This is a genomic window from Methylomonas paludis, from assembly GCF_018734325.1.
GTDB lineage: Bacteria > Pseudomonadota > Gammaproteobacteria > Methylococcales > Methylomonadaceae > Methylomonas > Methylomonas paludis.
The window spans coordinates 2,278,662-2,301,915 of record NZ_CP073754.1 but is presented as its reverse complement, the minus strand read 5'-3'; the positions used below and the strand labels follow the sequence as shown (position 1 = coordinate 2,301,915).

The 23,254-nt window shown below is 48.9% G+C and carries 20 protein-coding genes; 7 read left to right on the top strand and 13 right to left on the bottom strand.

Features of this window, described 5'->3' with window-relative positions:
- Positions 1-74: 74 nt before the first annotated feature.
- From KEF85_RS10350 to KEF85_RS10315, 8 genes are all read right to left on the bottom strand, one after another.
- A complete protein-coding gene (locus KEF85_RS10350) occupies positions 75-1,334 on the bottom strand; it encodes an MSMEG_0569 family flavin-dependent oxidoreductase (protein ID WP_215580218.1) in 1,260 nt (419 codons plus the stop codon).
- Positions 1,335-1,424: 90 nt separating this feature from the next.
- The gene (locus tag KEF85_RS10345; protein ID WP_215580211.1) at positions 1,425-1,712 is read right to left on the bottom strand and encodes an MSMEG_0570 family nitrogen starvation response protein; all 288 of its coding nucleotides are present in this window, start codon (positions 1,710-1,712) and stop codon (positions 1,425-1,427) included.
- Positions 1,705-2,880 carry an MSMEG_0565 family glycosyltransferase gene (locus KEF85_RS10340; RefSeq protein ID WP_215580209.1) on the bottom strand — a complete coding sequence of 392 codons (1,176 nt, stop codon included), beginning with the start codon at positions 2,878-2,880 and terminating at the stop codon, positions 1,705-1,707. The genes KEF85_RS10345 and KEF85_RS10340 overlap by 8 nt, the downstream gene beginning before the upstream one ends.
- 1 nt (position 2,881) lies before the next feature.
- Entirely contained in the window at positions 2,882-3,850 is a 969-nt protein-coding gene (locus KEF85_RS10335) for a sll0787 family AIR synthase-like protein (protein WP_215580207.1), read from the bottom strand.
- Positions 3,847-4,389, bottom strand: a complete 543-nt coding sequence (locus KEF85_RS10330) for an MSMEG_0567/Sll0786 family nitrogen starvation N-acetyltransferase (RefSeq protein WP_215580205.1) — start codon at positions 4,387-4,389, stop codon at positions 3,847-3,849. Before KEF85_RS10330 ends, KEF85_RS10335 begins: the two co-directional genes overlap by 4 nt.
- A 1-nt stretch (position 4,390) precedes the next feature.
- Complete coding sequence (locus KEF85_RS10325) at positions 4,391-5,503, bottom strand: MSMEG_0568 family radical SAM protein (RefSeq protein WP_215580203.1); 1,113 nt, start codon at positions 5,501-5,503, stop codon at positions 4,391-4,393.
- A complete protein-coding gene (locus KEF85_RS10320) occupies positions 5,481-6,503 on the bottom strand; it encodes a Nit6803 family nitrilase (protein WP_246534859.1) in 1,023 nt (340 codons plus the stop codon). The genes KEF85_RS10325 and KEF85_RS10320 overlap by 23 nt, the downstream gene beginning before the upstream one ends.
- 71 nt (positions 6,504-6,574) lie before the next feature.
- Positions 6,575-7,057, bottom strand: a complete 483-nt coding sequence (locus tag KEF85_RS10315; protein WP_215580201.1) for an MSMEG_0572/Sll0783 family nitrogen starvation response protein — start codon at positions 7,055-7,057, stop codon at positions 6,575-6,577.
- Positions 7,058-7,522: 465 nt separating this feature from the next.
- On the opposite strand from KEF85_RS10315, the gene KEF85_RS10310 reads away from it, so the two are divergent.
- Positions 7,523-11,440, top strand: a complete 3,918-nt coding sequence (locus KEF85_RS10310) for a DUF3683 domain-containing protein (RefSeq protein WP_215580199.1) — start codon at positions 7,523-7,525, stop codon at positions 11,438-11,440.
- Between the two features lie 90 nt (positions 11,441-11,530).
- Positions 11,531-13,102 (top strand): apolipoprotein N-acyltransferase, encoded by a 1,572-nt coding sequence (lnt, locus tag KEF85_RS10305; protein ID WP_215580197.1) that lies wholly within the window; start codon positions 11,531-11,533, stop codon positions 13,100-13,102.
- Between the two features lie 50 nt (positions 13,103-13,152).
- Here lnt and KEF85_RS10300 read toward each other — a convergent pair whose 3' ends face one another.
- The 5 genes from KEF85_RS10300 to glgP all read right to left on the bottom strand — a co-directional run bounded on the left by KEF85_RS10300 (position 13,153) and on the right by glgP (position 20,081).
- The gene (locus KEF85_RS10300) at positions 13,153-13,881 is read right to left on the bottom strand and encodes a c-type cytochrome (RefSeq protein WP_215580195.1); all 729 of its coding nucleotides are present in this window, start codon (positions 13,879-13,881) and stop codon (positions 13,153-13,155) included.
- A gap of 222 nt (positions 13,882-14,103) precedes the next feature.
- Complete coding sequence (locus KEF85_RS10295; RefSeq protein ID WP_215580193.1) at positions 14,104-15,006, bottom strand: ornithine cyclodeaminase family protein; 903 nt, start codon at positions 15,004-15,006, stop codon at positions 14,104-14,106.
- A 282-nt stretch (positions 15,007-15,288) separates the two neighbouring features.
- Entirely contained in the window at positions 15,289-16,461 is a 1,173-nt protein-coding gene (locus KEF85_RS10290; protein WP_215580191.1) for a cation:proton antiporter, read from the bottom strand.
- A gap of 22 nt (positions 16,462-16,483) precedes the next feature.
- Positions 16,484-17,074 (bottom strand): hypothetical protein, encoded by a 591-nt coding sequence (locus KEF85_RS10285; RefSeq protein ID WP_215580189.1) that lies wholly within the window; start codon positions 17,072-17,074, stop codon positions 16,484-16,486.
- 457 nt (positions 17,075-17,531) lie between these two features.
- Positions 17,532-20,081, bottom strand: a complete 2,550-nt coding sequence (gene glgP / locus KEF85_RS10280; RefSeq protein WP_215580187.1) for an alpha-glucan family phosphorylase — start codon at positions 20,079-20,081, stop codon at positions 17,532-17,534.
- A gap of 506 nt (positions 20,082-20,587) precedes the next feature.
- On the opposite strand from glgP, the gene KEF85_RS10275 reads away from it, so the two are divergent.
- The 5 genes from KEF85_RS10275 (at position 20,588) to tnpB (ending at position 23,218) form a co-directional block, all read left to right on the top strand.
- The gene (locus KEF85_RS10275; RefSeq protein WP_215580185.1) at positions 20,588-21,505 is read left to right on the top strand and encodes a YfdX family protein; all 918 of its coding nucleotides are present in this window, start codon (positions 20,588-20,590) and stop codon (positions 21,503-21,505) included.
- Positions 21,506-21,572: 67 nt separating this feature from the next.
- Positions 21,573-22,157, top strand: coding sequence for an HdeD family acid-resistance protein (locus tag KEF85_RS10270; RefSeq protein WP_215580183.1), 585 nt, complete (start codon positions 21,573-21,575; stop codon positions 22,155-22,157).
- 132 nt (positions 22,158-22,289) lie between these two features.
- Positions 22,290-22,448, top strand: a complete 159-nt coding sequence (locus tag KEF85_RS10265; protein ID WP_215580181.1) for a hypothetical protein — start codon at positions 22,290-22,292, stop codon at positions 22,446-22,448.
- A gap of 78 nt (positions 22,449-22,526) precedes the next feature.
- Entirely contained in the window at positions 22,527-22,856 is a 330-nt protein-coding gene (gene tnpA, locus KEF85_RS10260) for an IS66 family insertion sequence element accessory protein TnpA (protein WP_215579477.1), read from the top strand.
- A gap of 8 nt (positions 22,857-22,864) precedes the next feature.
- Positions 22,865-23,218, top strand: a complete 354-nt coding sequence (gene tnpB / locus KEF85_RS10255; RefSeq protein ID WP_215579475.1) for an IS66 family insertion sequence element accessory protein TnpB — start codon at positions 22,865-22,867, stop codon at positions 23,216-23,218.
- Positions 23,219-23,254: the final 36 nt, after the last annotated feature.

Sequence of the window (23,254 nt, the reverse complement as noted above, 5' to 3'; positions counted from 1 at the left end):
CCTTTCAAAAAAGGGATAATTAAGAATTTACAATTGATCAAGTCCCGCCTGTTCTGTCAACAGCCTGTCACCGCTTAGGATTTAACCAATAATTTGTCATGAATGAGGCCGGATAGATACTCAGCATCATCGGCAATGCCCAGAAAACGCCCCGATCCCCAGGTATGTAACCAGGGCAAGCCGATGAAATACAGGCCTTCGACATGAGTGACGCCGCGATCGAATTGCGGGTAGCCACGGCCATCAAATGCCGGTAGTTCTATCCAGCGGTAATTGGGCCTGAAACCGATTGCCCAGACGATGCTGGTAATGTTCTCGGCGTCAGCGTCGATGCTGACAGGATCAAATTCGGGTTCCCATGCTTTGCGGAACGGTGCTTCAACAGGTGCACTGATATTATTGCTGGCAATATAACGATCTATATCGTTGCGAATGTTGACATAGATTTCGTCGGCATCGTCCAGATTTTTGGTCAAATCTGTTTGAAACTCCAGCCGGGTGCCTTGTATATTGGCCATGCTGCCGTAAAGTTTGACGCCTGACAAGGCAAACTTGCGTAGATCGATTTCATGCCCACCGTCCCGCCCGGTCAGAAAATGATTGGTCTTATGTTTGGCCTCATCGCCTAGCGGATGGCGGTCTATGGTCAGTTCGTAGAAGCCCAGATCGTACAACCATTCAGTGGTTTCCCGGCCGCGATACATACGCGGCGAACGCGGAGCATTTCCAACGGCCAGATGGACTTTGCGTCCCGCCAAATGCAAATCCTCCATAATCTGCACACCTGATTGACCACTACCCACCACCAGCACTTCACCTTCGGGTAATTGCTTCGGGTTGCGATAATTCACAGAGTGAATTTGCTTGATATGACCGGGCAAGCTGTGAGCATAATCCGGCACGATAGGTATGTCGTAACCACCGGTAGCAATGATCAAGTGATCGGCTGTGAATTCACCGGCACTGGTCGTGACATTAAAACCGCCATTTTTACCACGGTAAACCCGGCTAACAGATACCCCTTCCATAATAGGCGGGTTAACCTTGCTGCGAAAGGCTTCGATATATTCCACGATTTCGTCTTTAAGCATAAAGCCCTGGGGATCATTACCCGGATATGGAAAATCCGGCAGTCGGCATTGCCAGTTCGGTGTCACCAGGCAGAAGCTGTCCCAGCGCTGATTACGCCAGGAATGGCCGATCCGGTGTTTTTCAAAGATCATATGATCTATACCGTGTTTTTGCAGGTAATGGCTCACCGATAAACCGGCTTGTCCACCACCAACGATAATCACCTCATAGTGCAGGCGGGTATGTTCGCGTTTTTCTTTCATAGCTTCCTCTTGTTTATTTTATGGTGGGGTAATGCTTTAAATCAGCTTGATAGGTAATAGTGGTCTGGCCGGCTCCCTGGGTAACGGTGGCTATTCAATAAATTCCTTGATAAACACTTGCGGATTTTTCCTATCCCAAAATTGGGTTGCGGTCGCTTCGATTTCGCTGAGCTGGCTCATCGCGCTGGAACAGGTATAGCCGTATTTTTGGCGCACCCGTTCGCTGGCGATTTCCAAAGCCTCCCTACTGAGGTTAACAAACTCATGGAGCGGGTAACTTTGGCCGAGGACTAAAAAATCTTTGATCACCAATGAGGGCGAATAACAGAGGCTTTCGCTTTGATCGGGCCAGCACACGCGAAAATGCATTTCAGGCATAACTGCTTCCTTGGATTTTTATGATGGATTGATAAATATTCAGATGCTGCTTGGCTGAGCTATGCCAGGAGAATTCAGCTGTCAAGCGTTGGGCAATGTCTGCTAAACGCTGCTTCGGGAAGGCCTGGATAACGGTCAGCATGGCAATAGCAATAGAGGCACTGTTTTCGGGATGGGTCCAGACACAGTCCTGAGCTTGGAGGTATTCGGTAAATGGTGGCCGCCGTGAGACCACCACCGGGGTGCCGGAGGCAATGGCTTCCAAAACCACCAAGCCAAAGCCTTCGCTTAACGATGGAAATATCAGTGCATCGGCTAGACGAAATAGTCGCGGCATATCGCAGTCGGATAATGAACCGGTTATCAGCAGTGGCTGGCTTGGTCCATTCTTGATGCCGCTAGCAGTCACAACAGCATCAAACTGTTGCCGATATTCGCTATGATCAAGCAGACTGGCGCCGCCGACGATGAGTAATTGAGCATTTGATTGCTGTTGCAGTACCGCGCAAAAGGCCGTGAAAATGCGTAAAGTATTCTTACGGGGTTCGATACCGCCGACTGCCAAAAATACCGGACCATTGCGAGTTAAGCCTAGCATCTTAGCTAATTCGTCATCCCCCGCTTGTGGTATGGGCGTGTAACGTTGGGCATCAATGCCATTGCTGACTTTAAGTGCAGCAATGGCGTAATCCCTGCTCAATTTGTCCTGCCAGTCACGACTGACGCACAGTACCTGCCTGGCCGCCTGGAACGATATTTTTTGCCAGTGCATCAGGCGGATATCGTCGAAATTATCCAGATGATGTACGGTACGCACAAAACCCGCGATCACACCTCGTTCGCTCAGTGTGGCCAAAGCGCAAGCACTGATGGCATCCTGTGCATGGTAAACATGGTAAGTGTCGGTGTTGGGGGCTGCAAAATGCTGGACATAAGCCTGAATGCGTTGTGCGATTGTATTGGTCAAATCGCCACTCAATGTCGGTAACGGTATCAAGATAGTGTTGCAACCTACCGGCCGGAAAAAACTTTTGCCTGTTTCCGCCGCCGCGATCAAAGTCACCTCGTGACCTAAGTCTTGCAGCGCCTCGGCCAGTTGCATGGCATGTACCACGCCGCCGCGAGGGTTAACGGAATGGGTTAGTATGGCTATGCGTAGTGTTTGCATGTTAAAACTGTTTTGCTACGATAGGGCCGCAAGAAGTCAGTGGAGTGACGTGCAAATCCCAGAGCAGTTGTTCGTTAGTGCCATCATTAAGCCGGAGTTGGCCGGTATCATCAGTCGCGCCGATTGGCGCGCAAACGATATCGCGTTGCCTAAACAGAGCTATTACTGTACTGGTGTGGGCAGGTTCAACGCTGAGCACGAAGCCGTAGCTGGGAAAACAGCGCAACCAGGATGATAAATCCATATCTGGTGGGCGCGGTATGGCCGTAATGTCGATCACGCCGCCCAGGCCGGATGCTTCCAGCAGCATCAGTACCGAGCCTATCACACCGGCATTGCTGATATCCTTGGCTGCAGCGCACAGGCCAGCTTCAGCAAGCTGCGGCAATATTTCCAGATCCAGGCGCAAGCGCTCTGGCGCTGCATTGCTGCTGGCATCCCACCATAAATAAGGTTCACGGAAATGGCCGCGCAAATCGATGGCGGCCAGCAAAAGCTGGCCGGGTTGCGCAGCAAAACTGCTCAGTAGCCGATTGGCCCGGCCCAGGATAGCTACCGACAATTGGGGGCGGTCATTGCGCAAATTACTGTGACCACCCACTACCGGCACGCTGTAAACCGCAGAAGCAGCGCTCAGGCCGGCTAAAATTGGTTTTGCCTGAGCTACGCCCTCACTCCACAGTGCATCCACAACTGCAATCGGCCGGCCGCCCATCGCATAAATATCACTGACATTGACCATTACCCCGCAATATCCGGCAAACCAGGGCTGGCTGGCGACAAAATCGTTCAGATAAGCTTCGGTTGCCAGTAATAAAAAACCATCACCGTCTGGAATAGCCGCACAGTCGTCGCCTATAGCTATGTCATGAATAGTGGGTAACATGCCCATTACCTGGGCAATATCGCGTTTATGCGCCAGTTCCATACTTTGCCGGATTTGGTCTGTTAATTCTGCGAGTGCATTCATGCCGCAATCCGGCCGGTCGCAACAAATCCCGTGGCACCATCAGCATAAGGTGGATACCAATCCAGATCAGCCTGCATCAGATAGTGTGGCCGGTTATGTATCGATAGTTCTTGTAAAGACTTCCAGTGCAGGCGGCGGAATAATAGCTGGTTGCGGCTTTGCACCTGGGCCAGGAAGGTGTTGCAACCCCTGGCGTGAGCGCTGCAGACCGCCAGGCGGATCAGCGCAGCACCCAGGCTGCCTTGCTTGCGATAGTCTTGATCCACTGCCAAACGCGAACCCCACCATACCCCAGGTTTTTCTGTATGAATGCGCACGGTTCCAACCACGCGATCAGGTAGACCGGCAATACAGGCAATGGCGACGATATGGGTCGCAGTGTTGTCGATATTATCAACGTCGTCGCCGGCAAAAATGCCTTGTTCCGCGCAGAACACCGCCTGACGCAGCGCCAGCATTTGTCGATACTCCCAATCCTGAGTGATGTATTTGATCAGGTATTCGTTGGCAAAAAACGGCTTAAAGTTTTCGAGCAACATTTCACACCTCATAACTGGCTAGCGCGGAACAGGCTCCGCATTTAGCGCAGCCGGCCTTGATGTCATGAGACATTAAATTAGCTTTTTTCAACATAGACCCAAGCTGTGGCAATATTTTGACCATAAATTCCGCTGTCGGCGCCGGATGCTGGGCTAACGGTGTGCCGCCTAACGGCACAAATGGCACTACAAAGGGGTAAACTCCCTTGTTGATCAATTGTTGCGAGATAGACAAGATGGCCTCAGGGGTATCGCCCAGTCCGGCCAATATATAAGTGCTGACCTGACCACGACCGAACACCACCACGGCAGCATCGAAGGCATCCATATATCGTTGGATGGAGATCCGTGCTTTACCAGGCATTATGCGGCTGCGTACTTCCGTTGTGACCGCCTCCAGATGCATACCTAAGCTGTCAATGCCGGCATCTCGCATACGCATAAACCAGCTATCGTCGTCTGGAGGCTCGCACTGTCCCTGAATAGGCAGATCGACGGCGGCTTTAACAGCGCTGGCGCTTTCGCACAGAATTTTCGCGCCTCTATCAGTCAGATTTGGTGTGCCGGTAGTCATCACCATGTGTTTGATGTGATCCAGCGCTACTGCAGCTGCAGCTACCTCGGCCAATTGTTCCGGCGTTTTGCGCAATATGGTCTGACCGGCTTCCAGCGATTGACCTATGGCGCAAAACTGGCAGGCAGTCTGGCGATTGCCATAGCGAATGCAGGATTGCAACAAAGTCGTGGCCAGTACGTCTTTGGAATGTAAGGTGGCTATGTGTGAATACGGCACACCATCTTTGGTTTGTAAACCGTAAAAACGCGGTTGGCGCGGGAATACTATCTCAGCAATCGCCTTGCCGGCGCGATGAACCACGCTGATACCATGTTGGTCCGGTGGACTGGCGATGAATGGAGATGCATAAGCCGAAGTCGTGGCGATGGGTATCATCACGGTGCGACCGGCAACTGTGACGGCCTTGTGGTCGGTAGGGCCGGCACCTCCCCGCCGGGCACTCACCCCCGCTGTGCAATCTTCCAGGCGCAGGCCTAATGATTGCAGTTCGGCAATCAGCCTGGCAGACCCGGTTTCAGATAGTCTTGATGGATTCATAAGCACCGCCTTCATGTTCAGGTTGGGAAAAAATAGTTTGTGGGTTTATAGCTGCAGGGTTTGCCGTTAAGTGCTTAAACATCGGTACAGCCGGACGGTCATCAATACGCAGGCTCAACAGTTCAGGCCGGGCATAATGTCCTACCGCATCCATCATGCGTTTGCGTTTGGTAATCAGAGTCATATCCATATCCGCAATCACAATCCCTTCACCCTCGCGCAAAGGTTCAGTCACATGCTGACCTTCCGGCGAGATAATGGCAGTACAACACCCTCCGCGCAGGGCTTTTTGTAAGCCCGGATCGCTGCTAACTGAATCAATTTGTTCATCGCTCAGCCAGCCGGTGGCGTTGATCACAAAACAGCCGGATTCCAGGGCATGGTGGCGTATCGTTACTTCGATCTGCTCGGCAAAAATAGGGCCGACCAATGATCCCGGAAACTGACTGCAATGAATTTGTTCATGCTGGGCCATAAGAGCGTAGCGGGCCAACGGGTTATAATGTTCCCAGCATGCCAGTGCGCCAATACGGCCAATGCCGGTTTCCACCACCTTTAAACCGGCAGCGTCTCCCTGGCCCCAGATCATGCGTTCGTGATAGGTGGGGGTAATTTTGCGGCGCTTCAGTGCCAGTCGGCCGGTTTCGTCGAAAATCAGCTGGGTGTTATATAGACTGCCGTGATCCCGCTCGTTAACCCCCAAAACCACTACCACGCCATGAGCTTTGGCCTGCGCTGCCACAGCATCGGTGATCGGCCCAGGTACTGTCGGTGCATAATCGTATAGTTTTAAATGCTCACGTCCAGCGGCTACCGGCGGCAGCACGAAGGAAAAATAAGGGTAGTAGGGCACAAAGGTTTCCGGAAACACCACAATTTGTGCGCCACGGGCCGCGGCATCGCTAATGGCCTGGCATACCTTGTCGCCGGTGGCGGTTGCAGAATCAAATACTGGGCTAATCTGTACTGCTGCCGCTGTAACGATATTAGAGGTAGTCACAATTGGTCTCCCGTTGCAGGTCGAAAAAGGCCCGAACATCAAGCCGGGCACAGGCTGACGATGGTTGTGGCTTACAAAGTCCAGGTATCCAGAATGAAAGCGTTGTCGCGTTGATGCAGCAGTACAATATCTAACACATCAAGTGGGCTGATTGGGCGAATGCCCGGCAACAAACTGGGTTCACCGTGCCCATACAAGGCTTGTAAAGCAAACCGGCAGGCGTAGACCTTGCCGCCTTCTTCAATGAATTTGCCAATCTGGTTGGCATAATTTTGATGTCCGGGAAACGATTCGTCGCCCAGGCGCGGAAAGCCGCGTTGAATACCCAGCGTCACCCCCGGCCCATATAGCAGAATAGAGGTTTCAAAGCCTTTGCGTTGCAAACGCAGGGCCTGTAACAGATTAACAAAGCCAATCGAACCTTCGAATGCCACGGTATGAAATTTAACCAAAGCTTTTTGGCCGGCTTGGGCCTTAACGTCTTCGAAGACTTTTTCTTCATAATCGACAAAAAAATCGCCTTTTTGGTGAGCTGGCGCTTGAACTACGGGCATGAAAATCTCCAGATGAATAAGTAAAAAAACTGCATCGCAGTGCGATGCAGTGAGAGGAATGAGCGTCAATACTTAATGTGGCTGACGGTGCATACTTTACTCACCAGTGTATTTTTAAAACAGAATCAGTCAGAGGATAAAATCCAGAATACAGTTTTACAAAATGACTGACTGTTATGATGCAAAATAATCAAAACTGTTATGTCGTTAAAGAAAACGCAGAAAGCCGGGATAATTCTCTAGAGTTGATAAAAATTCGAGACTACCCGCTATAGCCTTAATAAATAATCGTCACTTATCTATTTTTTAGATTAAATTGATCGAGAACCATTTTTAGTTGACCAGGAATTAACTAACCCAGTCACTTCTAAGGAAATCCTGCCATAAATACCAAAAGCTTTTAAGGTATTTTCACGCTAGCCGGAATGGTACAATCCACCCATTTTAACCAACGTCTAACCTCGAATGCCCGTGGATTTAAGCTCTTTGCCTCAAGTTGCCGAAACCGCCCCGCTGCGGTTGCGCGAAATTCCTTACAACTACACCTCTTTCTCAGACCGGGAAATTGTGATTCGGCTATTGGGTGAAGAAAACTGGCAAATCATAGAATCCTTGCGTGCCGAGCGGGTCACTGGCCGTTCAGCACGGATGCTTTACGAAGTATTGGGCGATATCTGGGCCGTGCGCCGCAACCCCTATCTGGAAGATGATCTGCTAGATAACCGCAAACGCCGCAAAGCCTTGCTGGATGCTTTGAAACATCGACTCAAACAAATGGAAAAACGCCAGGCTGAACTGGAAAGCCAGCAATCGGAACGGGCGCCGCGCGTGGCACAACTGATAGCCGCCGCCCACCAGGCCATCCAGGATTTTGCCAATTTTTTTGAAACCACCGAAGAAGTACGTCGTAAATCTTTAGCCTTATTATCAAAACATACCCGTAAAGATAATATTCGCTTTGATGGCTTTGCCAGGGTATCTCATGTGACCGATGCCACTGACTGGCGGGTTGAATATCCATTTGTAGTGCTATATCCCAATACCGAAGCCGAAGTCGGTTTGTTGGTAAGAGATTGCATCAAGCTGGGCTTAACCATTATCCCGCGCGGCGGCGGTACCGGATATACCGGCGGCGCAGTACCACTGACGCCTTATGCGGCAGTGATCAACACGGAAAAATTACTGGAAATCAGTCCGGTACAAACTGAGACACTCTTGCCTGGGGTTGCCGAACCCTACGCCACCATTTTTACCGGTGCCGGCGTGGTGACCCGCCGAGTGATGGATGTGGCCGAAAATGCCGGATTGGTGTTTGCCTGCGACCCCACCTCGGCTGACGCTTCCTGCATAGGCGGTAATATTGCCATGAACGCCGGCGGTAAAAAAGCCGTATTGTGGGGTACTGCCCTGGACAATTTATTGTCCTGGCGCATGGTGACACCGGACGGCAACTGGTTGGAAGTACAGCGTATCAAGCACAATCTCGGCAAAATTCACGATCAGGAGCAGGCCGAATTTTTGCTGCGCCGTTTTGCTGCCGATGGCAAACAATTACTGTCCGAACAGCCTTTGATTATCCCCGGCAGCTTTTTCCGCAAAGGCGAGTTGGGCAAGGACGTCACCGACAAATTCCTGGGCGGCTTGCCCGGTATCCAGAAAGAAGGCTGTGACGGCATCATTACCTCTGCGCACTGGATACTGCATAAAATGCCGCCGCATACCCGCACCGTGTGCCTGGAGTTTTTTGGTCAGGTGCGCGAAGCCGTACCCGCCATCGTTGAAATTCGTGATTATCTGGCAGCCCTACCCAAACAGGGTCCGGATCGGGTGATGCTGGCCGGTCTGGAGCATCTGGATGAGCGCTATGTCAAAGCCGTGGGTTATGCCACCAAAGCCAAACGCCACGGCCGCCCGAAAATGGTGTTGATCGGCGATATCGTTGGTGACGATGAAACCCAGGTAGCGCTGGCAGCTTCGGAAGTGGTTCGGCTGTGTAACGCTCGTAGTGCCGAAGGCTTTATTGCCGTCAGCCCGGACACCCGCAAAAAATTCTGGCTGGACCGAGCCCGTACTGCCGCGATAGCGAAACACACCAACGCCTTTAAAATCAATGAAGATGTGGTCATCCCGCTACCGCGTATGGGAGATTATTGTGACGGCATCGAACGTATCAATGTCGAACTGTCCATCCGCAACAAACTGCGCCTGTGTGATGCGTTAATTATATTTTTGCAAGGCGATTTGCCGTTACGCAGCTATGAAGAAAGTGTCAATCATGCTGAATTAATCGGCGACCGGCGTAATATGGCGCTAGAAGCCGTTATCCAGGTGCGTGAATACTGGCAATGGCTTTATGATAATCTGGATTTACCACTGGCTGCTGCCGAATTGGCGCTGCATGAACGCGGTATAGTGCTGGGCGAGCTGAGCAACCGTACCATTGAGCCCACATTGTTTCATCGCATTCAGGATTATTCCTTGCGCATTTCCTGGAAACAGGAATTGCTGCCCAAATTGCAGCTGATTTTCGAAGGCGACAACTTCCGGCAAATTCTGGAGCGTATCGATGCTGTGCATAAACAAATCCTGCGCGGCAGAGTGTTTGTGGCCTTGCACATGCATGCCGGTGACGGCAACGTCCACACCAATCTGCCGGTAAATTCCGACGATTACGCCATGCTCGGCGAAGCCAATGCGGCAGTAGCCCGTATTATGGCGTTGGCGCGGTCACTAGATGGGGTGATTTCCGGCGAACACGGTATAGGCATTACCAAATACGAGTTTTTAACCGCACAGGAACTAGCCGGTTTCCACGACTACAAACAGCGTGTCGATCCGGAAGGCCGTTTTAATAGCGGCAAACTGATGCCGGGCGGTGACCTGCGTGCGGCTTACACCACCTCGTTTAGCTTGATGGGCTTTGAATCACTGATTTTGCAACAAAGCGATATCGGTGCCATCTCGGAATCCGTTAAAGACTGCTTACGCTGCGGTAAATGTAAACCGGTCTGTTCAACCCATGTGCCCAAAGCTAATTTGCTGTACTCACCACGGAATAAAATTCTGGCGACTTCGCTGTTGATCGAAGCATTTTTATACGAAGAGCAAACCCGGCGTGGCATTTCCATCACCCACTGGAACGAATTTGAAGATGTGGCCGACCATTGCACAGTCTGCCACAAATGCTTCAATCCTTGTCCGGTCGATATTGATTTTGGCGATGTGTCCATGAATATGCGCAATCTGTTGCGCAAAATGGGCAAACAAAGCTTTAACCCGGTAAAAACGGCGGCGATTGCCTTTTTAACCACCAGCCACCCCAATACCGTCAAGTTTATGCGCATGACCATGATCGAATGGGCATACAAAGCGCAAAGACTGGCCAATGTGTTATTAAAACCCTGGGGGAGGGCGCAGCTCAAACAACCGCCATCCACTACTGGTAAAGGCCCGTTGCGCGAGCAAGTGATCCATTTTACCAACCGCAAAATGCCAGGCAAATTGCCCAGCAAAACCGCTAGAGCCTTGCTGGATATAGAAGATGATCATATCGTACCGATTATCCGCGATCGTCATAAAACCCGCACTGATTCGGAAGCGGTATTTTATTTCCCCGGTTGTGGTTCAGAGCGCTTGTTTTCTCAGGTAGGTCTGGCCACCCAGGCCATGCTGTATGACATTGGTGTGCAAACCGTGCTGCCGCCCGGTTATTTGTGCTGCGGATATCCACAGCGCGCCGCCGGCCAATTCGACAGCGCCCAGAAAATTACCACAGACAACCGTGTGCTGTTTCACCGGGTGGCCAATACCTTGAATTATTTGGATATCAAAACCGTAGTGGTTAGTTGCGGTACCTGTCTCGACCAATTGGCCGATTACGAGTTTGACAAAATTTTCCCCGGCTGTCGCTTGATAGACATCCATGAATATCTGCTGGAAAAAGGCATTAAACTGTCCGGTTTGAACGGAGTACCTTATGTATACCATGATCCTTGTCACAGCCCGTTAAAACAGCAGGATGCCATTAAAACCGTCAGCGAACTGGTCGGCAGTACCGTTATAAAATCTGATCGCTGCTGCGGGGAATCCGGTACCCTGGCGGTGGCCCGTCCGGATATATCCACCCAGATACGCTACCGCAAGTCATCAGAACTTCAGGAAAATACCGCCAAACTCAAGGCCGGTGGTTACGATGGGCCGGTGAAAATGCTCACCTCTTGCCCATCCTGTGTGCAAGGCTTGCAACGCTATGGCGATGAAGTGGAACAACTGGAAGTGGATTACATTGTCGTGGAAATGGCCAGACACATACTCGGTGAAAACTGGATGAAAAGCTATGTCAAACAAGTCACTAATGGTGGTATCGAACGAGTGCTGGTTTAAATTGGTAAAGTTTGTCCTCACGCTTCAGGATTGCCGGCTTAAGCAATCAGGTACAATTAGGTTTTGTATCTTAGCGTGAGACAACTGAGCATGAACCGTTTGTGGCGGACTAAAAACTCTCAATGGCTGTTGCCGATTTGGTCCGGAATCTTTATCGGCACCAGTTATATCCCTTTTCCGCCCTGGGCATCCTTATTCTGCTTTGTGCCCTTGTGGCTGTTTTGGCAAGAGCAGCATAAACTAAAATCCGTGCTGTTAAGTGGGGTGCTGACCAGCTTTATCTATACTTTGATCGGTTTCAACTGGGTGACTTATACCCTGCATGAATTTGCCAAAGTCAACTGGTTGGTATCGGGCCTGGGTATGATTTTGTTTGGGCTGCTGGGTCATCTGTTTGTGCCGGTTGCCGGGATATTGTGGTTCTGGAGTCGCAAGTATTGCCTCGGTTCTGCTGGTTTATCGTTTGGTTTGATGGCTGTATTGACGGCTTTAACCGAACTCTATACCCCAATGTTATTCAAATGGAATTTTGGCTATAGCTGGTATGGTGCCGGATTGCCTATATACCAATGGGCTGAATTTATCGGATTTACCGGTTTGAGCATGTTGACCATTCTCACCAATTTGGCGGTTTTGCTGGCTTGGCGGCAACGCAGCCAACTCACCGGCAAACTTGGCCTGGCCAGCGTGCTGATCGTTTTTCTGATCTTGAATGGCGGTGGCATCTGCTTAAAAAATCGACTGCCGATTCCCGATGCCTCTGTAACAGCATTGTTGGTTCAGGCCAATATCGGCAATGTTGAAAAAGAAGCCATGGAACATGGCAAAGGCTTTAGAGCTGAGATTTTAAAAAAATACCTGCAGGTAACCGATCAAGGTCTGGTGCAAAATCCCCACATTGATTTTGCCATGTGGTCGGAAACCGCTTTTCCGGGTCGATTGGGCGGCGATTATAACCAGTCAGAATATGCACTGGCGGTTCAGCGATTTTTGCAATCTCGGCAAATCGCCTTGATTACCGGGGCTTATGCCAAGGATCAGCAATCCGGTTTAATTACCAACTCGCTATTTGCAATCGATAAGCAGGGTATAGTAACCGAACCTCATTACAGTAAAACCAATCTGCTGGCTTTGGGCGAGTATATCCCCGGTGAACAGACATTTCCCTGGTTGAGAAACCTGTTTCCCATGGTGGCGCATTTTGGTCGTGGCCCAGGGCCAACGGTGTTATTAAGCATTAATGGTTATGCAATAGGGCCGCAAGTTTGTTATGAAAGTTTGTTTCCAGAGTTTTCCAAAGGACTGGCCGATCTGGGGGCGCAATTTATGGTTAATGCCACCAATGATTCCTGGTATGGCAACTGGCAGGAACCGTATCAACATTTATATATGACACTGGCCCGTGGTATAGAATTCAGGCGTCCGATTATACGCGCCACCAATACCGGGATTTCGACAGTATCCTTGGCAAACGGTGATGTTTTAAGCTTATCCCCACTGGATACCAGTTGGGCGGGTATTTATGCCATCCCTTATCAAACTAAACCGCAGGCAACTTTTTATCAGCGTCATTTCGACTTGATGCCTGGCTTATTGTGGAGTGCATTAGTAGCGTTGCTGGGTGTCGGCTTAGTCGGAAAATTTCGGGGTAAAGTATTTTGATGTGCTTAACCTTCAGTCTACAGGTTTTGCAGAGCCAATACTGGCAAAACCTATTCGCGATGCAACGGTTTACTGCTTGCCATCACTTTTAAATATTCGATAATATCTGCAATCAGTGCCTCGCGGTGATCGGAATTGCCCTCAAATGCTATCATCTTGCTATTAGCCCGCACGCTTTGCGGATCGGCTATAAATTTAGTAAGCCATGCCGGCTGCCAATACTCGGTAACGCTGACTGGATAATTGAGTTCCGGCCCCATCGTGCCGCCGTTACCATTAATGGCATGACATTTCATACAATGTTGTCGAAATCCTAAAAAGCCATTTTTAACGGATTCAGGGCTGGAGGCCGGTGGTGTCGACTGCGGATATTCCCGCTCGAACGAAGTTAATTCAATAGACGTCAACTGCCAGGGCCAACTCAGCCAGGGATCTGTTTGGGCAGCGTTATCCTGGATATTTTCCCAGACCAGATAAAACGGCCCCGGATCGACAGTTTCGGTATTTTTTCGCAGCAGCGGCGTAAACCTGCTTACACCATTTTCACCTATGGCAATCAAGCCCTGGTGCTTGATAATCGCTTGCACAGGTATAATGGACTGATACCCGTCCAAGGCGGTAAATTTAATGGCATCGCGGCCTTGCCATTCTGAATTGAAAACCGCATTCAATAGCAAATTTAACCCAAAGCCCTGATAATTTTTGCTTATCGAATCGGTCGGATTATTGACAGCTAATGTTATTAATTCGCTGCCTCGTACCAGTTCTTCGATTGCCATTGTTTTCACCAGATGACCATTGTCTAAGAATGACAGAGTAGCGGAATGAGCCGAAAATCCAATTAAATAAAGCAGCAAACTCCAGAGTGGCAAAACCTTTGAGTAATTATTTAGCTTGTTAAACATGATCTTGGCTCATAAATTATCCAGATTGGTCGGAATAATGCAGTATAAGTAGCCACTTTTAACACGGGGTGACAATTAGCGGCTGATACCTGAGGCCTATCGAGTTTTGCCCTGCAGTTTTTCGTACACCAGCGTTGCCGCAGCTATGTCCTCGCAAGCCATGCCGATTGAATCGAAGACAACGGTAGCCTCTGGGTTTAATCGTCGGGTTCCGTCGAGGATTTCGCCCAGTTCGGCATAAATTTGGGCGTTGAAGCGGCGTATATTGCCTGATTCTGCCAACGTGCCTTCCCGAGAGTCTACAATAATCACATTTGCCATCGTTGCCCCATCAACCTCTGCGCTGTCGGCACCCGCCCAACCGACGGTCACAACTTTCGCACCAGGGCGCAGCCATTTTCCTTCCAGCACCGGTTCGGTTGCGGATGTCGCCACGACAACCACATCCGCATCCCGCACCACTGCTTCGCGCGACATCACCCGGCCACCAACGTGGGTAGCAAGTTCTTCTGCCTGCCGTAGCGTGCGACTCCAAATGCGGATATCTTTAAACTGGCGTACATGTGATAAAGCTTCAATATGCCGCCTGCCTTGCGCACCTGCCCCCAAAACGGCGAGAGTATTTACCTTGGCTGCCGCAACAGCGTCGATATAGGCCGCCGAGACAGCAGCAGTTCGCATCTCGGTAATTAAGCGCCCATCAAGCATAACCAATGGCTCACCGGTTTCCGGCCTAAACAGCACTATCATTGCCATAACGGCAGGAAGATTTTTCTCGGCATTATCAGGGTAGAATGTCACGAGCTTGGCACCCAAAGCATGGGCACTGGTTGCCGGCATGCTCCCAAAAAAGCCATCGTGCGATTGAACGGCAGACATTTGGCGGGGCGGCTGAGCAATGCGACCTTGTGAGAAATCAATCATGGTCTGGCGCATCACTGGAATCAGATCCTGCATACACAGAACGCTGGCAACCATTGATTCATCAACAAAATGCATCTGTATGCTTCCGTATCTTGTTTCTAAGATTAAATTAAAGGTATGCGCGTTTTAGCGCTATCCTGCATGAGTTAGATATTGGCAACAAAGAATACACAGGATTTTCTGAATATTGAAGGGCTTAAGGCAGTTTATTCTCGGACGGTAGCCCACAATTAATAATCACTGTTTTGTATGGCTGAGCCTCAGATAACCCAATGATAGACAGATCGCCATTATGATCTCGGCAAATTACAACTCAAATTTTGAATTAAACTCACTAATTTCCAGCGCTGCAATTATTCAAAGCTTATCATTATTCTTCGGCAATAAGTTTTCTGCAAGAATGGGGAATAGAAATACAGAAATCATGCCTGTACAAACCAGCACTGCGCCTTTATCGGCCGCCATAAGTCCAGAAGAAATTCCAAGTTCTGTAATGATAACGATTAAAGGTAACCCCGTGGCAGAATAAAGAGCAAATGGCAATTTATGATTTGCACAAAGAACTCGATTGTATAGTAAAACCGGTGCCCCCCTAACCAAAATCAAAAGAACTAATAGACAGATAATTTGCACTGGAACTAAAGGCGAAGCCCATAACGCGCTAAGATCAAACTTCATACCGGCTACGATGAAAAAAAATGGGATCAGGAATCCGTAACCAATCGCATCAAGCTTTTGCCGAAGCATCGCGCCACCTTCACCCGTGGAAGCGAGGCTCACCACCATGCCGGCAGCAAATGCGCCGATCACAACGTTGAAGCCAAATTCTGCGGCAAGCACCACCAATAGCGTCTGTAAAACGATACAAATTCTCACGGGTAATTGACCGCTGCTTTGCATGGTTTGTGCTAGCAAATCAATGATTTTTGAAGATCGAACCTGAGTTGCCGTGTAGGCCGAGAGCAAAATTATTCCTGCAAAAATGATCATAAACAGCGTATGTAATACTGGCGAATGTTCGGGGATAATCAGGAAAGAAATCGCCACTAGCGGGCCGAGTTCGCCTATCGCGGCGGCGGAAAGTAGTAGTTTACCAAACTTGGTTTCCAGAATCCCTTTATCACGCAGAATGGGGGCCAGAACACCGAGGGCAGTAGTTGATAAGGCCACAGCCGCTAATAACGGGGTTTTTATCAAGCCTAGCGAATTCGCAATGAACATAAAGACCATTGCTACTGTCAACGATAAAAACCAACCGCCAACGGCTAATGCTAACGGTTTTCCCCGGATTTCATTAAAGTTGATTTCCAGTCCGACCATGAACAGTAAAAAGGTTAAACCCAATTCACCCATTGTCCCCACCAAACCATCCGCATTCACCAGATTAAGGATATGAGGGCCAATAAAAATACCCAATAACAATTCAACGGCAACTATCGGCAGCCGAAAGCGATTCGGCAGTTGAGCCAAAAATGGCGCCAGAGCAGCAGCCAGGGCAATGAAAAAAAGCTCTATGCGGTATGATTCCATTTTCGTTACTTCTTAACGTCTTCTAAGATTCCTGGATTTCATTTTCTTTTGCAGTCAGATATTTTTCCAAATAAGTGGAGAACACAATGCTGGCAATTGCGATGACTAGTAAAATCCACATGTACTCTTCGACGAAAGCCGCCAAAATGGAAGTAATGGCTAAGAAAATACCGGCAAGATAAAAACGCCAACCGACGTGAAATCCATCCAGAAAGGTCGACAATGACAGTATAAGCAGAATAACCAGACCAGAACCCTCGTAAGTCATGCGGCCGGTTTTAACGAAAGCAAAGCTGAGAATAATCACAATTAGCGTCGCCCCCCAATGCAACAACTGTGTTACCCATAATTTGGTAAAGCTAACGTCTTTTCGGTGTAACAAGGTCTTTTCTATCACCACCGCAGAGGCAGCCAATGCCGTAACCATAAACATCCAATAAGCCCAGCTTTCCATAGGTGCGTAGTCGGTAATGCCTACACCGATAACCGAAAGCAGAATTATCATGAAAAATATGATTTCTTCAGTCTTGAATTCTTTTAAAAGTTCAACTGCACGGTTAGGAACCTTAACAGTAAAAGATTTATCGTCAATAAGAGGTTTGTCATCAGACATAGTATTTTTCCTTCAGAACAATTAACGGCTGAATTTTGTGCTGGGACAGTCTATATGTTGTCAACGACAGACCACGCAGATTCAATAATTCCTTTCGAGACACAATGAGGCGGATTTATCTGTAGAGCCATTATTTCCCTTCCAGGTAAATCAGTCTGTTCGTCAGCGCACAAATCTGCCAAGGTGTCATTAAATTGCCATGGCAACTCTGCTGGCTATATCTGTAGATTCTTTAGCGTTGGTCATGGTGTCTATCATAGAGCGAAGAACAGGCTTGTATGCGCAGACTAGATTTTGACTATGACCGTACTTATATCCATGTTTTTTCAGCTATTTGTGGTTTGGTGTTGTGTTCGTCATTTGAAATCATCTGGATATCAGAGCCGTTTACGGATGGATTTCAATTCCCGATGACGTTTTTCGGTAACTCTTGGATTCCTAAACCTTTTAAAACGGATCACCGCTGCCAGAGGATTAGCCGGGCCTCCTGTGGAACCGCCACGTCATCGTGGTGTGGGATAAGGCGCACCGTATAGTTGGTGGGCGAGCGAGTCGCTGAAACGGTTGTGCTGTATAGGTAATAGCTGGACAAAGTGTCGACCGGTAGACCAACTTGCTTCATTTCCAAGCGTATTGGAGTCCCGCCTGCAACGCCTTCGGCATATAACTCCACCCGCACCGCAACGGGATCAAGATCATTGAGATAGACCTGAATTTCAAATAGGTGTTGTTCGCCGTGCGTTTCAATTTTCATCTTGCCGAAGTGCAGAGTGGTCCATTTTTGTTCCAGATGCTGCTGCCATTCAGCTATTTGTTTACCGATTGCGCCTTTATCGGCAATTCGCAAGTTATAGGCTGCAGCCGCCGGCAGGTAATGTTGTTCTGTGTATTCGCACACCGCACGATTCGCAGAAAAACGCGGTGTTAACCTCGCCATGCTTTCCCGCATTCTGCTAAGCCATCGGTTGGGGATATTAGTTTCATCCCGGTCATAAAACTCTGGAATCACTTCCCGTTCCAACAGATCGTAAAGCGCGTTGGCATCGGCGGCCTCCAAAAAAGCATCGTCGCCATGTTCTAATCCATCCCCTAATGCCCAGCCCACTTCAGGTTTATAGGCTTCTGCCCACCAGCCATCCAGTTCCGACAAGTTGATGCCGCCATTGACCAGCACTTTCATGCCACTGGTGCCGCATGCTTCCCAGGGTCTTAGTGGCGTGTTCAGCCAGACGTCGATTCCTTGTACTAATTCTCCGGTTAACTGCATGTCGTAATCGCTCAGAAAGATCACATGCGCGCGAGCTTCTGGCCTGCTGATAAAATGCACCCATTGCTGAATTAGAGCCTGTCCGGCTTGGTCAGCCGGGTGGGCCTTGCCTGCCAAAATTAGTTGCACTGGCCGTTGGGTATTGGTTAACAGGCGTAATAAGCGATCCGGGTCATACAGCAGCAGATTAGGCCTCTTGTAAGTTGCGAAGCGCCGCGCAAAACCCAGTGTCAAGGTTTTTGGATTAAATAGTTGCTTGGCTTCGGCAATCGCCTCTGCCGTTGATCCACAGGCTGATAGTTGTCGGGATAAACGTTTGCGAGTGAAATCAACCAGAGACTGACTAGCTTCGTTGCGAAATTGCCAGAGTCTGGCATCGCAGATATGGCGAATGTCTTGTTCCAGGTTTTTCGCCGACCCCAGCCAGCGATCTTTGCCACAAACTTCCGTCCAAAGATCATCGGCAGCTGCCGAGTCCCAAGTTGGCATATGGACGCCGTTTGTTACGTATCCAACCGGGATTTCATCCTGCGGCCAACCTGGAAACAGCGGTTCAAACAGGCGTCGGCTGACTTCGCCATGCAAACGGCTAACGCCGTTTACGGCCCCACTTCCCCGGATTGCCAGATAGGCCATGTTGAAAGGCTCCGACAAGTCGTTCGGGTTTTGGCGGCCCATGGCCAATAAATCATGGACTGTGATGCCGAGCTTCTGCTTAGCATATGCACCGAGATATTGCTCAATAAGTGGTGGTGCGAAACGATCAAAACCGGCCGCTACAGCCGTGTGAGTAGTGAAAAGATTCCCGGCACGGGTGATCGCCAATGCTACTTCGAAACACTGAGCTGTCTCTTGCATGTAACTGCGAGCGCGTTCCAATACTGCAAAGGCGGCATGGCCTTCATTCAGATGACAGACTTCCGGACGGAGACCCAACGCAACCAGCAATCGCCAGCCGCCGAGTCCAAGCAGCATTTCCTGTTTGAGGCGTAACTCCGATCCGCCGCCATACAACTCGCTGGTAATCCCTCGGTGCTCTGGATAGTTCACTGCATCATTACTGTCCAGCAGATAAAGTTTCACTCTGCCGACCTGTACTTGCCAGGCGCGTAGCCATACCGTGTAACCGGGTAAGGCAATCTCCAATCGTAACCATTCGCCGTTTTCTTGTCGCAAAGGCATGATCGGCAACTGTCCTGGGTCGTTATAGGGGTAGAGAGCCTGTTGTATACCGTCCTTATCGATCAATTGGCGAAAATAGCCTTGCTGGTACAGTAATCCCACGCCGACTACCGGTATACCCAGATCGCTGGCGGCTTTAAGTTGGTCGCCGGCTACATTTCCCAGCCCACCGGAATAGATCGGCAAAGCTTCGCTCAGCATATATTCCATACTGAAATAGGCGACACAGTTCAGGGCACTCTGTGAATGCTGCTTTTGAAACCACGCAGGCGCCTCCAGTAATTGCCGCTTGGTATGAACCAACGCATCAACATGTTTGCGAAAAGCGGTATCGGCCAATACGCACTCAATACGGTCACGCGATACTGTCTGCAAAACGACCCACGGATTTTGGGTAATTTCCCACAGCTCAGGATCAAGCATCCGCCATACGCCATCGGTTGCATGATTCCACGACCAACGCATATCCAGCGCCAGCTCAGCCAAGGAATCAACGCCATCGATTTCCATGGGTAAATAACTGTATATAGGGTGGCTTACGCGAGGTTTTTTGCTCATAAAACCGTCCTAATTTAAATTTCAGTGGGTCTGGGTACAGCAGTCAGTGTAATGAGGGAAAACACACTACCAGCACTAAGCTGCTTATTTAGACAGGGATATTTTTGTCGCTGTTGATTCGGTTTTTCATTTGCGCTTTAAAAACAATACTCACAAAACCAAAATAGGTCTGTGCGGCAACGAACATCGATTAAATGGCTCGCTCAGCATATTAATCAAAGCCTTAGCAAGGTTTGCGGGCAGTAAGCCCCGAGGTGAAATCAATAATTATTGCAAAGCTGTAAGGTTTACTGCGATTTTAAGGCGTCAGCAATAGACAGAGACTTGGTGCATTGGGGCGTTTCATTCACGCTATGTTCGTTAATGCACTGATAAATTCTAGCGATTAACTTATTTTGTAAACCGTTAGCCATAGGTAGATCGGTGTAAGCGTTACGGCTTCTGTGCTGTTAATTGCCGCCGTGATTGGCTTGGTTCAATAAATCTCACAAAATATGGAAATGATAATGAAAATTCAAAAGTTAAAAATCAGGGCCGTTATTGGGTCTACAGTGATGCCTTTGATTTTATCTCTGCCGTTAACGGCCTTTGCGGTAGATGCGGCAAAAAATCCGCCGGCCGCAACCGCAGCGACTCCCGATCTGACGACCAGTATCAAAGATAGCTCGACCGGAAAGCAACTCGCCAAAGAAGCAGTCGATGCGGCAATTGCTACGCAAACCGCACTAAAAGCTCTGGCAAATAACCAGCCCAAAGAAGCCCTGGCGGCATTACAAGTCGCTTCCGGCGATTTACATTTACTGTTAGCTCGTGAACCGGCTTTAGAGCTGGTTCCCATTGATATTCAAGTCCAGGTCTTGGAAGGGCCTACCGATTTGAAAGTAATCAAAAGCTTGAAAAATCAATTATCCGGTTTAATTAATGATGAAAAGTTTCAGGATGCCCGGCCCATACTCGATAGTTTAGTTGATGAAATTCGGGTGACGGTGGCCTCTCTGCCGCTGGGAACCTACCTTGCCACCATTGATCAAGTGGTGCCGTTGATAGCGGCAGGAAATCTTTCCGAAGCCAAACGGGAATTAATTAAAGCACTTGATACCTTGGTTTACGAACAAGATATCACACCGCTTTCAATTTTTAGGGCGGAAGATAAATTAAATCAGGCGTTTCAAATTGAACATAAGGAAGACTTATCCAAGCAAGAAAACAAAGATAAGATTTCCCAGTTGGTCATAGAAACAAACCAGGATATCAATGTGGCAGAAGCCTTAGGTTACGGTATTAAAAAAGATTTTGAACCACTTTACAACGAAATGGACACCTTAAAAAAATCGATAGGCACTGCAGGATTTAAAGGTGAATGGCAAAAAATTAAAAATGCCCTGTCGACGTTTAAAAATAAAATCATCCACCCTCATGGCTAAAAGTAGCAAAACCAACATTGTTTGAAATAACTTAATGGTTTTAATTTAATCCGGAAAATGTTTAGTCATGAATATAAATGCACAATTTAAATCCAGTGGCGGGATCAGGCCGCTACAACTTCAAGTGCTCAGTTATTTGCAACAGCATTGGAAATGGTTTGCAGCGGAAGGCCTGTTTTTGATCACCATGGGAACAACTGCCATTATCGTTCCCAGCGTTTTTACTTTAGGTATTACCCTGTTTCTGGGTTGGCTGTTGTTGGTGTGCGGAGTATTTCAAACCGTCAGAGTTATTAGTATCAGCAATATGCCAGGGTTTGGTTTATGGCTATTTTCCGGCGTTTTACAAATTATAATCGGTTATTTCCTGGTGGCGGATCCCACGGAAGGCAGAATGACCTTAACCCTGTTACTCAGCATATTTTTCGCTATGGATGGTCTGGCAAAAGTTTCTTTGGCTGTCATGCTGCGTCCACTGGCGCGTTGGGGCTGGACAATTTTTAGCGGTCTAACATCTTTGTTTTTGGCTATTATCGTTTGGGCTGGTTGGCCTGGAACTGCAGTATGGATACCGGGTTTACTATTAGGCATTAACCTGATCTTTGCCGGATGGTCATTACTCTATATTAGCTTGCATCATAAATCACAGTAAATCCGCAGTGTTGGGCTTTGATCGCCTTGCCGCTAGAAATACTAAAAGCGGGACTTCGATTTTTCTGTCAGTAAATAAGCCCATCAATTGCAAAACACCACAGGTAAAAAAATGAATACGTCTACAAACGAAATGTCCAAAGATAATGAATCGGTTCTATCGAACATTAAGGCCTTGCGCAAGCACGCCCGCCATAATATTGAGAACGGCGCCGTCACTAAAGGCTACTCGGCGGACCGTAAAGAAGTCATCAGGCTTTTAAATGAAGCGCTTGCCACTGAGTTAGTGTAAGCGCTCAATTATCCGCGTAATTCACAACCCTTATGGGCCCTGTCAGACTATCCCCACGCTATAAACTTGGGATTTACGATGGCATCAACCGAAAGCAATACCGATCACGAATTCTGGCAACGCCATATCGAGCAATGGCACACCTCCGGGTTATCTCAAGCCAGTTACTGCCGCCAGCAAGCGCTACTTGTCCATCGATTTAGTTATTGGAAGCGCAAGTTCCTGGCAGAGTGCGAACCGATTTCGCCTGATCCAAAAAGCGGCTTTGCCCGAGTGCAAGTAGCGGCACCTGTCGCCACACCTTCCTCGCCGGGCTTGTCCTTGTGCTTTCGGGATGGCATCCGGTTGACCGGGATTACGCAGACTAATCTGGCTTTGATTAAACCCTTGCTTGAGGTATTGCGGTGACTTATATCATGCGCCCCGCCTTGGAACTGACAGAGGTCTATCTTTACCGGCAAGCCATTGATTTTCGCAAATCCCATCGTGGCCTGGCGGCGATTATTGAGTGTGAGCTCGGCCATAATCCGTTTGATGGTGGGCTGTATGCGTTCACCAATCAGCAGCGAACTAAAATCAAATGTTTGTTCTGGGAAAACACGGGCTTTGTCCTTTATTACAAGGCTTTGGTCGAGGATAAGTTCAAGTGGCCGAAGGGTGATGAGGCACTGTTAACGTTAACCGGTCAGCAGTTGAATTGGCTTTTGGATGGCTATGACATTAGCGTCATGAAAGGCCATAAAAACCGGCATTATGAATCTGTTTTTTAAGGGAAATATCAGTATTTACGGAGTGAAATCGCGTAT

Coding starts and splice junctions, on each gene's coding strand:
- KEF85_RS10330 (WP_215580205.1), bottom strand. CDS start 4,389: ATGTTGCTCGAAAACTTTAAGCCGTTTTTTGCCAACGAATACCTGATC.
- KEF85_RS10350 (WP_215580218.1), bottom strand. CDS start 1,334: ATGAAAGAAAAACGCGAACATACCCGCCTGCACTATGAGGTGATTATC.
- KEF85_RS10270 (WP_215580183.1), top strand. CDS start 21,573: ATGAATATAAATGCACAATTTAAATCCAGTGGCGGGATCAGGCCGCTA.
- KEF85_RS10310 (WP_215580199.1), top strand. CDS start 7,523: ATGCCCGTGGATTTAAGCTCTTTGCCTCAAGTTGCCGAAACCGCCCCG.
- KEF85_RS10265 (WP_215580181.1), top strand. CDS start 22,290: ATGTCCAAAGATAATGAATCGGTTCTATCGAACATTAAGGCCTTGCGC.
- KEF85_RS10285 (WP_215580189.1), bottom strand. CDS start 17,074: ATGTCTGATGACAAACCTCTTATTGACGATAAATCTTTTACTGTTAAG.
- glgP (WP_215580187.1), bottom strand. CDS start 20,081: ATGAGCAAAAAACCTCGCGTAAGCCACCCTATATACAGTTATTTACCC.
- KEF85_RS10315 (WP_215580201.1), bottom strand. CDS start 7,057: ATGCCCGTAGTTCAAGCGCCAGCTCACCAAAAAGGCGATTTTTTTGTC.
- tnpA (WP_215579477.1), top strand. CDS start 22,527: ATGGCATCAACCGAAAGCAATACCGATCACGAATTCTGGCAACGCCAT.
- lnt (WP_215580197.1), top strand. CDS start 11,531: ATGAACCGTTTGTGGCGGACTAAAAACTCTCAATGGCTGTTGCCGATT.
- KEF85_RS10345 (WP_215580211.1), bottom strand. CDS start 1,712: ATGCCTGAAATGCATTTTCGCGTGTGCTGGCCCGATCAAAGCGAAAGC.
- KEF85_RS10300 (WP_215580195.1), bottom strand. CDS start 13,881: ATGGCAATCGAAGAACTGGTACGAGGCAGCGAATTAATAACATTAGCT.
- KEF85_RS10295 (WP_215580193.1), bottom strand. CDS start 15,006: ATGCATTTTGTTGATGAATCAATGGTTGCCAGCGTTCTGTGTATGCAG.
- tnpB (WP_215579475.1), top strand. CDS start 22,865: ATGCGCCCCGCCTTGGAACTGACAGAGGTCTATCTTTACCGGCAAGCC.
- KEF85_RS10275 (WP_215580185.1), top strand. CDS start 20,588: ATGAAAATTCAAAAGTTAAAAATCAGGGCCGTTATTGGGTCTACAGTG.
- KEF85_RS10325 (WP_215580203.1), bottom strand. CDS start 5,503: ATGAATCCATCAAGACTATCTGAAACCGGGTCTGCCAGGCTGATTGCC.
- KEF85_RS10290 (WP_215580191.1), bottom strand. CDS start 16,461: ATGGAATCATACCGCATAGAGCTTTTTTTCATTGCCCTGGCTGCTGCT.
- KEF85_RS10335 (WP_215580207.1), bottom strand. CDS start 3,850: ATGAATGCACTCGCAGAATTAACAGACCAAATCCGGCAAAGTATGGAA.
- KEF85_RS10340 (WP_215580209.1), bottom strand. CDS start 2,880: ATGCAAACACTACGCATAGCCATACTAACCCATTCCGTTAACCCTCGC.